The sequence below is a fragment of the Microbispora bryophytorum genome, from assembly GCF_043197435.1.
Classification (GTDB): Bacteria; Actinomycetota; Actinomycetes; order Streptosporangiales; family Streptosporangiaceae; genus Microbispora; species Microbispora bryophytorum.
This window is the reverse complement of the sequence record NZ_JBICTF010000010.1, coordinates 266,628-279,455: the sequence shown is the minus strand read 5'-3', so window position 1 is coordinate 279,455 and position 12,828 is coordinate 266,628. Positions and strand designations below refer to the sequence as shown.

At 72.5% G+C, this 12,828-nt stretch carries 13 protein-coding genes; 4 read left to right on the top strand and 9 right to left on the bottom strand.

Features of this window, described 5'->3' with window-relative positions:
- Positions 1-36 precede the first annotated feature (36 nt).
- The 3 genes from ACGFIB_RS30130 to ACGFIB_RS30120 are packed head-to-tail and all read left to right on the top strand — an operon-like array spanning position 37 to position 3,334.
- Positions 37-927 (top strand): PP2C family protein-serine/threonine phosphatase, encoded by an 891-nt coding sequence (locus ACGFIB_RS30130; RefSeq protein ID WP_393376499.1) that lies wholly within the window; start codon positions 37-39, stop codon positions 925-927.
- A gap of 25 nt (positions 928-952) precedes the next feature.
- Positions 953-1,846: a 5'-3' exonuclease gene (locus tag ACGFIB_RS30125; RefSeq protein ID WP_142572878.1), complete on the top strand. Its 894-nt coding sequence runs from the start codon at positions 953-955 to the stop codon at positions 1,844-1,846.
- A gap of 45 nt (positions 1,847-1,891) precedes the next feature.
- Complete coding sequence (locus ACGFIB_RS30120; protein ID WP_393376497.1) at positions 1,892-3,334, top strand: RNB domain-containing ribonuclease; 1,443 nt, start codon at positions 1,892-1,894, stop codon at positions 3,332-3,334.
- Between the two features lie 6 nt (positions 3,335-3,340).
- Here ACGFIB_RS30120 and ACGFIB_RS30115 read toward each other — a convergent pair whose 3' ends face one another.
- From ACGFIB_RS30115 to ACGFIB_RS30085, 7 genes are all read right to left on the bottom strand, one after another.
- The gene (locus ACGFIB_RS30115; RefSeq protein ID WP_142572575.1) at positions 3,341-6,058 is read right to left on the bottom strand and encodes a DEAD/DEAH box helicase; all 2,718 of its coding nucleotides are present in this window, start codon (positions 6,056-6,058) and stop codon (positions 3,341-3,343) included.
- A 92-nt stretch (positions 6,059-6,150) separates the two neighbouring features.
- Positions 6,151-7,035 (bottom strand): diacylglycerol/lipid kinase family protein, encoded by an 885-nt coding sequence (locus ACGFIB_RS30110; RefSeq protein WP_357266558.1) that lies wholly within the window; start codon positions 7,033-7,035, stop codon positions 6,151-6,153.
- A gap of 48 nt (positions 7,036-7,083) precedes the next feature.
- Positions 7,084-7,953, bottom strand: a complete 870-nt coding sequence (tatC, locus tag ACGFIB_RS30105) for a twin-arginine translocase subunit TatC (RefSeq protein ID WP_357252463.1) — start codon at positions 7,951-7,953, stop codon at positions 7,084-7,086.
- 34 nt (positions 7,954-7,987) lie between these two features.
- The gene (gene tatA, locus ACGFIB_RS30100; RefSeq protein WP_142572569.1) at positions 7,988-8,311 is read right to left on the bottom strand and encodes a Sec-independent protein translocase subunit TatA; all 324 of its coding nucleotides are present in this window, start codon (positions 8,309-8,311) and stop codon (positions 7,988-7,990) included.
- 113 nt (positions 8,312-8,424) lie between these two features.
- The gene (locus ACGFIB_RS30095) at positions 8,425-8,568 is read right to left on the bottom strand and encodes a hypothetical protein (RefSeq protein ID WP_393376494.1); all 144 of its coding nucleotides are present in this window, start codon (positions 8,566-8,568) and stop codon (positions 8,425-8,427) included.
- A gap of 18 nt (positions 8,569-8,586) precedes the next feature.
- A complete protein-coding gene (locus ACGFIB_RS30090) occupies positions 8,587-9,537 on the bottom strand; it encodes a helix-turn-helix transcriptional regulator (protein ID WP_357252458.1) in 951 nt (316 codons plus the stop codon).
- Complete coding sequence (locus ACGFIB_RS30085) at positions 9,534-10,475, bottom strand: helix-turn-helix transcriptional regulator (protein ID WP_142572568.1); 942 nt, start codon at positions 10,473-10,475, stop codon at positions 9,534-9,536. The genes ACGFIB_RS30090 and ACGFIB_RS30085 overlap by 4 nt, the downstream gene beginning before the upstream one ends.
- Positions 10,476-10,514: 39 nt before the next feature.
- On the opposite strand from ACGFIB_RS30085, the gene ACGFIB_RS30080 reads away from it, so the two are divergent.
- Positions 10,515-11,582 carry a DUF3866 family protein gene (locus tag ACGFIB_RS30080; RefSeq protein WP_393376492.1) on the top strand — a complete coding sequence of 356 codons (1,068 nt, stop codon included), beginning with the start codon at positions 10,515-10,517 and terminating at the stop codon, positions 11,580-11,582.
- Here ACGFIB_RS30080 and ACGFIB_RS30075 read toward each other — a convergent pair.
- Positions 11,528-12,004, bottom strand: a complete 477-nt coding sequence (locus ACGFIB_RS30075) for a DUF3291 domain-containing protein (RefSeq protein WP_142572564.1) — start codon at positions 12,002-12,004, stop codon at positions 11,528-11,530. The two genes, ACGFIB_RS30080 and ACGFIB_RS30075, sit on opposite strands and share 55 nt — an antisense overlap.
- Positions 12,005-12,018: 14 nt before the next feature.
- Positions 12,019-12,681: a helix-turn-helix transcriptional regulator gene (locus ACGFIB_RS30070; protein WP_357252454.1), complete on the bottom strand. Its 663-nt coding sequence runs from the start codon at positions 12,679-12,681 to the stop codon at positions 12,019-12,021.
- Positions 12,682-12,828 lie beyond the last annotated feature (147 nt).

Genomic DNA, 12,828 nt, shown 5'->3' with positions numbered 1-12,828 from the left:
AGAGCGGCATCGAGAGCGAGACAAATGGTCGGCGTAGTGGGCGGCACAAGGCCCGCCCTTCCCCCCGCGGACGACCGCGACCCGGACACGGCGCCCGGCGCCGTCCCCCTCATGGTCCAGGACATCGGCACGGTCCAGGACCTCGCCGGACGGTGGGTGGAGCGCCGGGAACGCGCCGCCGAGGAGCGCCGCGTCACCCTGGCGCTGCGGGAGGCGATCCTGCCCGAACCCGGCGCGTCGATCGACCTGCCCTACGCCCGGATCGCGGTCCGGTACATCCCCGCGGGCCGGGCGTCGAGCCTCGGCGGCGACTGGTACGACGCCGCGCCGCTGCCCGACGGACGCATGTTCCTCGCGGTGGGCGACGTGTCCGGACACGGCCTGCCCGCGATCGCCGAGATGGCTCAGCTGCGTCACGCGCTGCTCGGCCTGAGCATGACGGGGGCCTGCCCCGGCAGGCTGCTGACGTGGCTGAACGCGATGGTCCTCACCCGGCTGGACGACACCACCGCGACCGCCGTGTGCGGCCACTTCGACCCGGCGACCCGCCTTTTCACGTGGGCACAGGCGGGCCACCTCGCCCCGATCCTGGTGCGTCGCGGGGGCGCGCGCCAGCTCGGGGCGCCCAGGGGAGTCGTGCTCGGGGCGACGTCGAGCCTGCCGTACGGGGTGGCCGACGTGCGCCTCGAGCCCGGCGACCTGCTGCTGATGTTCACCGACGGGCTGGTGGAGCGGCGCTCGCGCGACATCGGCGCCGGGGTGTCCCTCATCATGGAGGCGGCCGTGGCGACCGGGCTCGGCACGGCCGGAGCGGACCTCGACGCGGGCCTCGACCGCCTGCTGGAGGCGATCGGCGGCCCCAACCCCGAGGACGACACCTGCCTGCTGGCCGTGGCGGTGACCGGAAAGGGTCCGCGGCGCCCCTGACAGGCGTGACAATGGCAGGGTGCTGATGCTTCTCGACACCCCGTCGCTGTACTTCCGCGCGTTTTACGGAGTCCCGGAGTCGGTGACCTCGCCGGACGGCATGCCGGTCAACGCGGTGCGCGGGCTCCTCGACATGATCGCCACCCTGGTCCGGCAGCACTCCCCCACCCAGATCGTGGCGTGCATGGACGCCGACTGGCGGCCGGCGTTCCGGGTGGCCGCGATCCCGTCGTACAAGGCGCACCGGGTGGCGACCGGCGACGAGGAGGAGGTGCCGGACACGCTGGCCCCGCAGGTCCCGGTCATCGAGGAGGTCCTGGACGCGCTCGGCATCGCCCGCGTCGGCGTCGCCGGCTACGAGGCCGACGACGTGATCGGTACCTACGCGACCGCCGCGACCGGCGCCGTGGACATCGTCACGGGCGACCGCGACCTGTTCCAGCTCGTCGACGACGAGAAGCCCTGCCGCGCCCTTTACACAGTAAGGGGAATCCGTAACCTCCAGATCGTCGATGAGGCGTTCGTCCGGGAGAAGTACGGCATCCCGGGCCGGGCGTACGCCGACTTCGCGACGCTGCGCGGCGACCCGAGCGACGGCCTGCCCGGCGTCGCCGGCATCGGCGACAAGACGGCGGCGGCCCTCATCACGCGCTTCGGATCGCTGTCCGCGCTGGTCGCCGCGCTGGACGACGGCGGCGCGGACGGCTTCCCCGCGGGCGCGCGCAACAAGCTCGCCGCCGCCCGCGACTACCTGGAGGTCGCCCCCGCCGTGGTCCGGGTGGCCCGCGACGCCCCGGTCCCGGATGCCGACATCACCCTGCCCGCCGCGCCGCGCGACCCCGAGCGGCTGATCGCGCTGTCGGAGAAGCACGGCCTGGACAGCCCGCTCAACCGCCTGCTCGCCGCGCTTACCCAGTAGGGCCGCATACGGCCCGGTATGTCCGCACTCAGGTAGGTTGATCGCGTGCCGCGCACGACGATCCACCTCCACGACACCGCGGACGGGCTCCGCCCTGCAGTAGAAGCAGGGTTCGCTCGCATCCGCAGCGAGTTCGACCTGCCGGACCGGTTCCCCGCCCCCGTGCGGGAGGAGGCCGAGCGGGCCGCCGCCTCTCCCACCGCGCCTGACGAGGATCAGACCGGCCTGCCGCTGGTGACCATCGACCCGCCCGGCTCGATGGACCTCGACCAGGCGCTGTGCATCGAGCGGCGCGGGACGGGCTACCGCGTCTGGTACGCGATCGCCGACGTCGCGGCGTTCGTCCGGCCCGGCGGGGCGATCGACACAGAGGCGCGGGTCCGCGCCGAGACCGTCTACATGGCCGACGGGCGCGTGCCGCTGCACCCGCCGGTCCTGTCGGAGGGCGCGGCCAGCCTGCTGCCCGGACAGGCCCGCCCCGCGGCCCTGTGGCGGCTCGACCTCGGGTCCGACGGGGAGATCGAGGCGGTGGACCTGCGCCGCGCGCTGGTGCGCAGCCGGGAACGGCTCGACTACGAGACGGTCCAGGCCGCCGTGGACACCGGCCGGGCGGAGGGGACGCTCGCGTTGCTCGCCGAGGTGGGGCCGCTGCGCCTGGAACGGGAGCGGGCCAGGGGCGGGCTGTCGCTGCCGACCCCCGAGCAGCAGGTGGTCCCCGACGGAGACGGCGGCTACCGGGTGGAGTTCCGCACCAACCTCCCCAGTGAGGCGTGGAACGCCCAGATCTCGCTGCTCACCGGCATGGCGGCGGCCCGGATGATGCTGGACGCGGGCGTCGGTGTGCTGCGGGTCCTGCCCGAGGCGGGCCCGAAGGACGTCGGCAAGGTCCGCAGGGTCGCCGCCGCGCTCGGCGTGCCCTGGCCCGACGGCACGTCGTACGCCGAGGTCGTGGACGGGCTCGATTCGAAGATCCCCGGCCATGCCGCCTTCCTGCACGAGTCGACGGTGCTGCTGCGCGGCGCGGCCTACCTCGCCTTCGACGGTTCGGCGGCACCCGCGCAGGTGCTGCACGCCGCCCTGGGGGCGCCGTACGCGCACGTCACCGCGCCGCTGCGGCGGCTGGTCGACCGGTTCGGCACCGAGGTCTGCCTGGCCGTGGCGGCGGGCCGCCCGGTCCCCGAACAGGTCGCGGCGGCGCTGCCCGGCCTGCCGGAGGAGATGGCCACGGGCGGCAGGCGGGCCGGCGCGGTGGAGCGGGCCTGCGTGGACCTGGTCGAGGCGGCCGTGCTGCACCCCAGGATCGGCGAGGTCTTCGAGGCGGTCGTCGTCGACGTCACCGACGGAAAGCCGGGCGGGCAGGTGCAGGTCACCGAGCCCGCCGTCATCGCCCGCTGCGACGGCGACCGCCTGCCGCTCGGCGAGCGCGTGCCCGTACGGCTCACGCGCGCCGACCCCGCCACCCGCGAGGTCCGCTTCACCGCCGTGTGAGCAGGCTCAGCTCACCGACGAGTAGGCGACGACGCCGCGGCGCATGGCGTCGATGGCCTTGAGGGCGTTCTCGGCGACCTTGCTCCCCTTGGGCGCGGCGTCCCTGAGCTGGCCGAGCAGGTCGAGCAACTGCTTGATCCAGCGGACGAAGTCGCCCGCGGCGAGATCGCAGTCGGTCAGCACGGCGTCGAGACTGTGGCCCTTGGCCCAGCGGAAGGCCGCCCAGGCGAAGCCCACGTCGGGCTCGCGCACGAACGACAGCCCGTGGTCCTCCTCGATGCCCTCCAGCTCGCCCCACAGCCGCACCATCTCGCCGAGCGCGTCGCGCGTGGCACCGGCCGGGATCTTGGGGCTGCGGACGTCGTCGGCCTGCCGCGACTCGTACACCAGCGACGACACGCACGCGGCCAGCTCGGCGGGGTCGAGGCGGTTCCACACGCCCGCCCGCAGGCACTCGGCCGTGAGCAGGTCGAGCTCCGTGTAGAGCGAGGCGAGCCTGCGGCCCTGCTCCGTGACGGACTCGCCCTCCAGGTAGCCGAGCTGGTCCAGCACGCCGCAGACCCGGTCGAAGGTGCGGGCGATGACGTGGGAGCGCCCTTCGACCCGGCGGCGCAGCCCCTCGGTCTCCCTGAGCAGCTTGTGGTAGCGCTCGGCCCAGCGGGCGTGGTCCTCACGCTCGTCGCAGCCGTGGCAGGGGTGCTGGCGCAGCTCCCGCCGCAGGCGCGTGACCTCCTCGTCCTCCTGGGCGTGGTCGCGCGCCCGCGGCGGCTTGCCGAGGTCGCGGTCGCCCAGCTTCGCGTGCACGGTCGAGACGAGGTTGGCCCGTTCCTTCGGTGAGCGCGGGTTGAAGCCCTTCGGGATCCTGATCTTGTCGACCGGCTCGACCGGCACCGGGAAGTCGGCCGCCGACAGGCGCTTGACCTGCTTGCCGATCGTCAGCACGAGCGGCGAGGGGCCCTCGTGCCCCCGGCCGTTGACGCCCGGGTCGAGCACGACCGCGATGCCCGCGCGCCGGCCGCCCGGCACCCGGATGACGTCGCCGGGCTTGAGCACCTCCAGGGACTGCACGGCCTGCGCGCGGCGGGCCGCCCCCCGCTGGCGCGACAGCTCGGCCTCGCGGTCCGACAGCCGCCTGCGCATCGCGGCGTACTCCTCGAAGTCGCCGAGGTGGCAGGTCATGGCCTCGGCGTAGCCCTCCAGGGCCTGCTCCGCCTTGCGGAGCTGGCGGGCCAGCCCGACCACGGCCCGGTCGGCCTGGAACTGGGCGAAGGAGTCCTCAAGCAGGGTCCGCGCCCGCTCCCGGCCGACCTGCCCGACGAGGTTGACCGCCATGTTGTACGACGGCTTGAAGCTGGAGCGCAGCGGATAGGTGCGGGTGCCGGCGAGACCGGCGACGGAGAGGGGGTCCATCCCCGGCTGCCAGACCACCACCGCGTGGCCCTCGATGTCGATGCCGCGCCGCCCGGCCCGCCCGGTGAGCTGGGTGTACTCCCCCGGGGTCAGGTCGGCGTGGGTCTCGCCGTTCCACTTGTCGAGCTTCTCGATCACCACGGACCTGGCCGGCATGTTGATGCCGAGCGCCAGCGTCTCGGTCGCGAAGACCGCCTTCACCAGCCCCTTGGTGAACAGCTCCTCCACGACCTCCTTGAACGCCGGGAGCATGCCCGCGTGGTGGGCGGCCAGGCCGCGCTCCAGGCAGTCGCGCCATTCGAGGTAGCCGAGCACCGCGAGGTCCTCGTCGGGCAGGTGCGCGGTGCGCTCGTCCACGATCTGGCGGATCTCGTGGCTCTCGGCCTCCGTGGTGAGGCGCAGCCCCGAGTAGAGGCACTGCATGACGGCGGCGTCGCAGCCGTTCCTGGAGAAGATGAAGGTGATCGCCGGCAGCAGGCCCTCGGCGTCGAGCCTCTCGATCACGTCCGACCGGCTCGACGTCGTGCCCCGGCCGGGCCGCGAGTAGCCCCGCCTGCCCCTGGCCTGGGCCAGCCGCATCTCGTCGCGGGAGATCCGCATGAGGGACGGGTTGACCCGCAGGGTGCCGTCGCCCTCGTCGACGAACAGGTCGAACATCTTGTTGCCGACGAGCATGTGCTGCCACAGCGGGACCGGCCGGTGCTCGTCCACGATGACCGTGGTGTCGCCGCGCACCTCGCCCAGCCACTCGCCGAACTCCTCGGCGTTGCTGACCGTGGCCGACAGGGCCGCCACCCGCACCGACTCCGGCAGGTGGATGATGACCTCTTCCCAGACCGCGCCGCGGAACCGGTCGGCCAGGTAGTGGACCTCGTCCATCACCACGTACGCGAGGCCGGTCAGCGTGTTCGAGCCCGCGTACAGCATGTTGCGCAGGACCTCGGTGGTCATGACCACGATCGGGGCCTCGCCGTTGACGCTGTTGTCGCCGGTCAGCAGGCCGACCTTGCCCGCGCCATAGCGCCTGACCAGGTCGTTGTACTTCTGGTTGGACAACGCCTTGATCGGCGTCGTGTAGAAGCACTTGCGGCCCTGCTCCAGGGCCAGGTGGACGGCGAACTCTCCCACCACCGTCTTGCCCGACCCGGTGGGCGCGGCCACCAGCACGCCGTCACCGGCCTCCAGCGCCTGGCAGGCGTCGATCTGGAACTCGTCGAGCTCGAAGTCGTAAAGCTCGCGGAACGAGGCGAGAGCGGGTCCGGCGCCGGCCTGCCCCTCACGGAAGGCGGCGTAGCGTTCCGCTGGCGTACTCATACCGTCAACCCTACCGATAACGGGATTCCGGGCGTCCGTCATCGGTGATCCTTCTACGCGCCGCCTTCATGGCGTAGCGCAGCGCTGGGGGGTCAGGGCGCCAGGACGCGCACCGCTCCCGGCTCGACGGCGCAGGTCAGCGGGGTGGGGCCGGCCCGCTCGCCGTCGGCGTACGCGACGACGTCCCCGGCCAGGGCCTCGATCTCCACGCGGCGGGCCCGCCGCAGGGTCACGGCGGGGTGCCGGGTGTGGCTGCCCCGGTAGACGCGGGGGAAGATGCGCAGGAACCCGCCCGTGGACAACGCCCCGACCACGAGCACGTCGAGCAGACCGTCGTCGGGCCGGGCCTGCGGGCACACCCGCATCCCGGCGCCGTACGACCGGGTGTTGGCCACCGCCACCAGCATCGCCTCGCGCTCGACGGCCTCCCCGTCGAGGGTGATCCGGAACGGGATCGGGGTGAACGACCGCAGTTCCCGTGCGAGCGCGACCAGGTACTTCGCCATTCCGGGCGGCCAGGTCATGGCGTTGGCCCGTTCGTTGACGCGGGAGTCGAACCCGCAGGCGAGCACTCCCGCGAACCACTCGCCCGTCCCCAGCCTGGCCGCGTCGATCACCCGGCAGTCGCCCGCGGTCACGATGTCCGCGGCGGCGAGCGGATCCCCGCGCGGGATGCCGAGGGCGGCGGCGATGTCGTTGCCGGTCCCTGCCGGCAGGATCCCGAGCGGCACGGCCGTCCCGGCCACGGCCTGCACGGCCAGGTGGACCAGACCGTCGCCGCCGAAGGCGACGAGCGCGGCCGGGCCGGCGGCGACGGCGTCGCGGGCCCGGCCCAGGGCGTCCGCCGCCGAGGTCCCGACGACCACCGAGACCGGGCGGCCGCCTGTCCGCAGCCGCCGCAGCACCGGGTCGAGCAGGCGCAGCGTACGGCCGCCGCGGGCGGTGGGGTTCACCAGGACGACGATCTCATCGGCCATACGCGGAACCTACCGCCGCCCACCGGGCGACACCAGAGGAAGATTCGGTCAGTCCCTCGCGTCGACCGAGTCCGCCGTACCCGCGGTGGCGGACGACCCGTCGAGCTCCTCCTCGATCGCCCGTGCGTGCGCCGCGTCGGCGGCGTCGCGCTTCTTGTCGTGGAAGTACATGAACGCCTCCGCGACGAAGAACAGCACGACCATCGGGACCGCCAGGGCCAGCATGGTGATGGGGTCCTGGCTCGGCGTCGCGACGGCGGCGAAGACGAACATCAGGAACACGACCATGCGGGTGTGCTTGGACACCGTCTTGAACCGGAGCACCCCGATGACGTTGAGGAACACCAGCAGCAACGGCATCAGGAAGGAGACGCCGAAGATGATCAGCATCGCGAGCGAGAAGCTGAGGTAATCGTTGATGCTCACCAGCGTCAGCGTGCCCTCGGGGGCGAAGCCGAGCAGCAGGGACAGGCCCTTGTCCATCGTGACGTAGGCGAGGGCCGAGCCCGCGGTGAACAGCGGGACGGAGAGCCCGAGGAACGCCATGGTGTAGCGGCGCTCGTTCCGGTACAGGCCCGGGGTCACGAACGCCCAGAGCTGGTAGATCCAGAACACCGCCGAGACCACCACGCCGAAGATCACGGCGACCTTGAGGTTGACGAAGAACGAGTCGAAGACCCCGTTCACCACCAGCGTGCACTTGTCGCCGTTCAACTGGTGGGCCTGCGGCAGCCGGCAGTACGGCTGCTTCAGGAAGTTCCAGATGGGTTCGAAATAGATGAACCCGACGGCGGTTCCGACGACCACCGCCAGGATGGCCTTGATCAGCCGGTTGCGCAGCTCGCGGATGTGCTCCATGAGCGTCATCCGCCCGTCGTCCGCCGTGACGGCGGGAGTCGACCGTTTCAACAGGGCCATCTGGTTCGTCCTGGGGTCAGTGGGGGTGCGGCGCCTAGTTGGAGCGCTGCTCGTTCTGCGAGCTCACCGGCTGCTGGCTTTCCCGCAGCCTCCGGTTCTCCTCCTCCAGGACACGCAGCCGGTCCTCGACGGACGGGGTGGCCGGCGGGATCTGCGCCGCAGGCGGAGCGACGGGCTCGGCCTGCGCCTTGACCGTCTGCCGCTCCTCGTCCTCCTCGCTCATCTTGCTGGTCTCCTTCTTGAACATGCGCAGCGACTGCCCAAGGGCCCTCGCGGTGTCCGGGAGCTTCTTGGCTCCGAAAAGAAGGATCAGAACCAGGAGGATCAGAATCCATTCCATGGGTCCGAGGTTGGGCATGTCGTGTCCTTACCGCGAGGGCCGTGGGTACTACCCCCGATCGTACGCGCACCGCACGCCAAAGTTCACCTGTCCTCGGGCTTCAAAACCACATCAATCGTGGGCAAAGCCCCTTATTCCGGCACGCCGAGCCGCCCCCTGGCCCGCGTGACTTCGGCGTGCAGTTCCCGCGCCGCGGTGAGCACCCGGACGGCCGGCCACACGAGGACGGCGAGCCCCGCCACCGCCACCGCCGACAGGGCGAAGATCCATGTCATCGCGGCCTCCTCCGTGTGTCAGGCGGTCTCGTAGTTGGCCAGCGCCTGCTTGGCGGTGGCCGTGACCCGCTCGGCGAGGGACGCCGGCGACAGCACCCGGCCGCTGTCGCCCAGCCGGAGCGCGAGCCGCACCAGCCAGGACTGGTCGCGGGCCCGCAGCGAGACGCGCAGGCGGCCCTCACCGAGCTCGGCGACCTCCTCGCAGGGGTAGTACTCCGCCACCCAGCGGCCCGCCGGGGTCAGTTCCAGCTCCACCAGCTCGTCGCTGTCCGACGGCCGGAACACGCCACGGGTGACGTCCATCGGCTCGGCCCCGGCCGGCGGGTCCGCGGGCACGTCGAGGATCTCGACGTCCATGATCCGGTCGACGCGGAACATCCGCATCGCCTCGGCGCGGTAGCACCAGCCCTCCAGGTAGTGCCGCCCGTCCACGAGCACGACCCGCAGCGGGTCGACCTCCCTGGGGGTGATCTCGTCACGCCCCGGCACGTAGTAGCGCAGCGACAGCCTGCGGCTCCTGCGGGCGGCGTCGGTGATGACGGCGTGGGCGTCCGGGGCCGCGCCGATCTCCACCTGGACCTGGCTGCTGACCGTGGCCGCGCCCTCGCCCGCCGCCTGCTCCAGCTTGGCGATGACCCGGCCGAGCACGTCCCGGCCCTGGAACTCGGGTAGTTCGTCGAGCATGCGCAACGCGACGAGCAGCGCGCTCGCCTCGTCCACGCCGAGCTTGAGCGGCCGGGCGATCGCCTCGGCGTTGTCGATGAGGATCTCGCCGCCGTCCCACGAGACGTCGATCAGGTCGCCGGGCGTGTGCCCGGGCAGGCCGCACATCCACACGAGCTGAAGGTCGTCGACGAGCTGCTTTTCCGACAGGCCGAACAGCCGTGCCACCTCGGGCACCTGCGCGCCCGGATGCGACATGAGATAGGGCACGAGCGCGAGCAGCCGCGGCAGCCGGTCCGAGCTCACTGCAACGCCCCCTTCAGACGGCGGATCACGGCCTCGCGCGCGTCCGGCGGGTCCACCACGACGGCGTCGGAGCCAAGACTGGCCAGCCACCCCGCCAGCCGTTCGGGGTCGGCGAAGGTCACCTCGGCCTCGTCCCACTCGCCGGGCCCGGTGCGCACGGCCTGGGCGGCGTGCCGCAGGCCGAGGCAGCTGCCCTTGCGCACGCGCACCAGGGCGACCCGCTCGTTCGGCAGTTCCTGGTAGCCCACCATGGCCCGCAGGTCCAGCCCCTCCGGCACGGTGAACGCCCCCGGCCGTCCCAGCGTGGACACGGCCCCGGTGATCCGGCTCAGCCGGAAGACCCGGGCGGCGCCGCGGTCACGGTCGTGCCCGGCCAGATACCACCGGCCGCGCCTGCTGACGACCCCCCACGGCTCGACGGTGCGCCGCAGCACCGACTCGCTGCCGGCCGAGCGGTAGTCGAAGGCGACCGCGCGCCGGTCCCGCACGGCCTCCCACAGCGCGGGGAACGCGGGGTCGCGGGTGTCCACCCGCAGCTCCAGCGGGCTTTCGGCGAGGTCGGCGTGCACGCCGCCCGCGGTCAGCTTCAGCAGCGCCCCGCCGGCCGCCTCGGCGAGGCTGGCCCGCTGCCACACCTGCGCGGCCAGGCCGATGACGGCGGCCTCGTCGGGCTCCAGGGTGATCTCGGGCAGCTCGTACGCCTCGCGTACGATCCGGTAGCCGGGGTCGTCCTCCCAGGGGTCCTTGTGGACCTCGATGGGGATGCCGATCTCGCGAAGCTCGTTCTTGTCGCGCTCGAACATGCGCTGGAAGGCCTCGTCGTTGTCCGGGTCGTACCCGGGGACGGCCTGCCGGATCTGCTCCGCGCTCAACGGCCGCCGCGTCGCGAGCAGGCAGATAACCAGGTTGAGCAGCCGCTCGGTCTTCCGCCGCGACATCGGGCCTCCCTTCCAGTCGAGAACGCTACCCTTTTCGGCGTGATCAGATGGCGCAAGGGCGAAGTGGTGCGGGTCCGGCGCGAGTGGCCGGGGGCGGTGGAACTCGACGTCGCCGTCGCCGAGGGCGAGTGCCGGGCGCTCGCCTATCCCCCGCTGGTGGGACGCCCTGAGGTGGGCGACACCGTGCTGCTCAACACGACCGCCCTCGCCATGGGTCTCGGTACGGGAGGGTACGCCATGGTGGTGGCCGTCCCGGACCGTTTACCGCAAGATCCTTCCGGCCCCGGCCACTTGGTGAAAGCACGCTACACCCCGTTGCAGGCCACCGTGCTCGGCGCGGACGAGCAGGGGTCCCCGCACCACGAGGCGCTGCGGGAGGCCGACTCCGTCGACGGGATGCCCGTGGTGGTCGCCGACCTGCACTCCGCCCTGCCCGCGATCCTGTGCGGCCTCTACGCGGACTCCCCGGGGATCAGGGTGGCGTACGTGATGCAGGACGGCGGGGCGCTGCCGGCCTGGTTCTCGATGTCGTGCGCGACGCTGCGGGAGCGCGACTGGCTGTGCGGGGTGGCGACGACCGGGCAGTCCTTCGGCGGGGACGTCGAGGTCGTCACGCTCCACACCGGCCTGCTGGCCGCCCGGCACGTGCTCGGCGCCGACGTCGCCGTGGTCGCGCAGGGGCCGGGCAACCTCGGCACCGGCACCCGCTGGGGGTTCTCCGGCGTCGCGGCGGGCGAGGCGGTCAACGCCGCCGCCGTGCTGGGCGGGCGGCCCGTGGCCGCGCTGCGGGTCAGCGAGGGCGACCTCCGCGAGCGGCACGTCGGGGTGTCGCACCACTCGCTCACCGCGTACGGCCGGGTCGCGCTGGCCCCGGCCCGGGTCGTGGTGCCGGACCTGCCCGGCGCGTTCGGAGCGACGGTGCGCGAGCAGGCCGCGCCCCTGGCCACGCGCCACGAGATCGTGACCGTGCCGGTGGAGGGCCTGCACGAGGCGCTGAAGGCGTCACCCGTGCGGCTGTCCACGATGGGCCGGGGGCTGGAGGGGGACCTGGCCTACTTCCTGACCTCCGCCGCCGCCGGGAGGCACGCGGCGTCGCTGCTGTCGTAGAAGTCCTTGAACGTGAACGCCTCCGGCCCCGGCCCCTGCGCCCGGAGCAGGTCCAGGCGCGCCACGGCCTCGTCGAGCGGCGGCAGGTGGCCCTCGGGCACCCACCACATCACCGTGTACGGCTCGGCGATCCGATGGAACCACTCCCGGCGGCGCCGCATCACCTCCAGGTGGGCGCTGCGGTAGACGAAGTTCCACAACGTCTCGCGGGACTCCCAGACCGAGAGGTTCACGACCAGCATCGGTCCGTAGTCGTGCTGGATCAGGTCCGTGGGCTCATCGCCCTCCTTCATGCGCCAGACGAAGCCGGGCGCGGCGTCCGACACCTGGTAGATCGGCGCCAGGGCGTCGAGGAAGTCGGTCAGCGCGGGCGAGTCGAGGGGTTCCCTGAGATGGGCGACGTTGAGCTGGGCGAGATGCATGCCGCGATTCTATGTCAATCTACGTTGTTTTTAGAAGACGTTCCGGCAGACGTGAAGGCCACACAGCACTCTCCCGGTCTCGGGTCGAGCGTGGCGGCGACCCCGGTCTCGCCCAGACCGGCCAGCATCCCCTCGCAGAGCGCGAGGTTCATCGAGCACACGAGCAGCGGGTGGCTTTCGGCCAGCACATGGAAGGGGCAGTTGCGCAACCGCACCCGTCCGTCCTCCTCGTACGGCTCGTAGCCGCGCGCACGCAACACCTCGGGGAGATCCGCGGCCTCGCCGGCGGCCAGACGCTCTCCAGTCCGCCGGGCGGCCTCCTCGGCCTTCTCCTCTCCGCCCAGCAGGTCGACGGTCTCGGCCAGCACGAGCGCGAGCGTGCGGTAGTCGCGGGGCGGCAGGCTCACGGTCCGCTCCTCGCGCACCCGCCGGTAGACCTTCGCCGGGCGACCGCCGCCGGGGCCGGCCTTGCCGCTCAGCCGCTTGAACCCCGACTCCAGCAGGCCCGCCTCGACCAGTTTGTCCAGGTGGTGGGCCGCCAGCGTGCGCTGGACGCCGGCCGCCTCGGCCGCCTCGTTGCGGCTCACGTCCCGCCCCTGCTCGGCCACGAACCGATACAGCGCCCGCCGTACGGGATCGCCGAGCACGGTCATCGACTCCAGGTCGTCGCTCGTCACAGCCGGAGTCTAGGTCGTGCCGTCGCCGGGACCGTTGACACCGCCGTGCGGCCCTGCTTTTCTCAGGAAACCTTCCTGACCAAATCCCTCACGAGGGCTCACCCCCGCCCGCGCCCCCTTCCCGCCGCGACGCACGGCCGCGGGCGG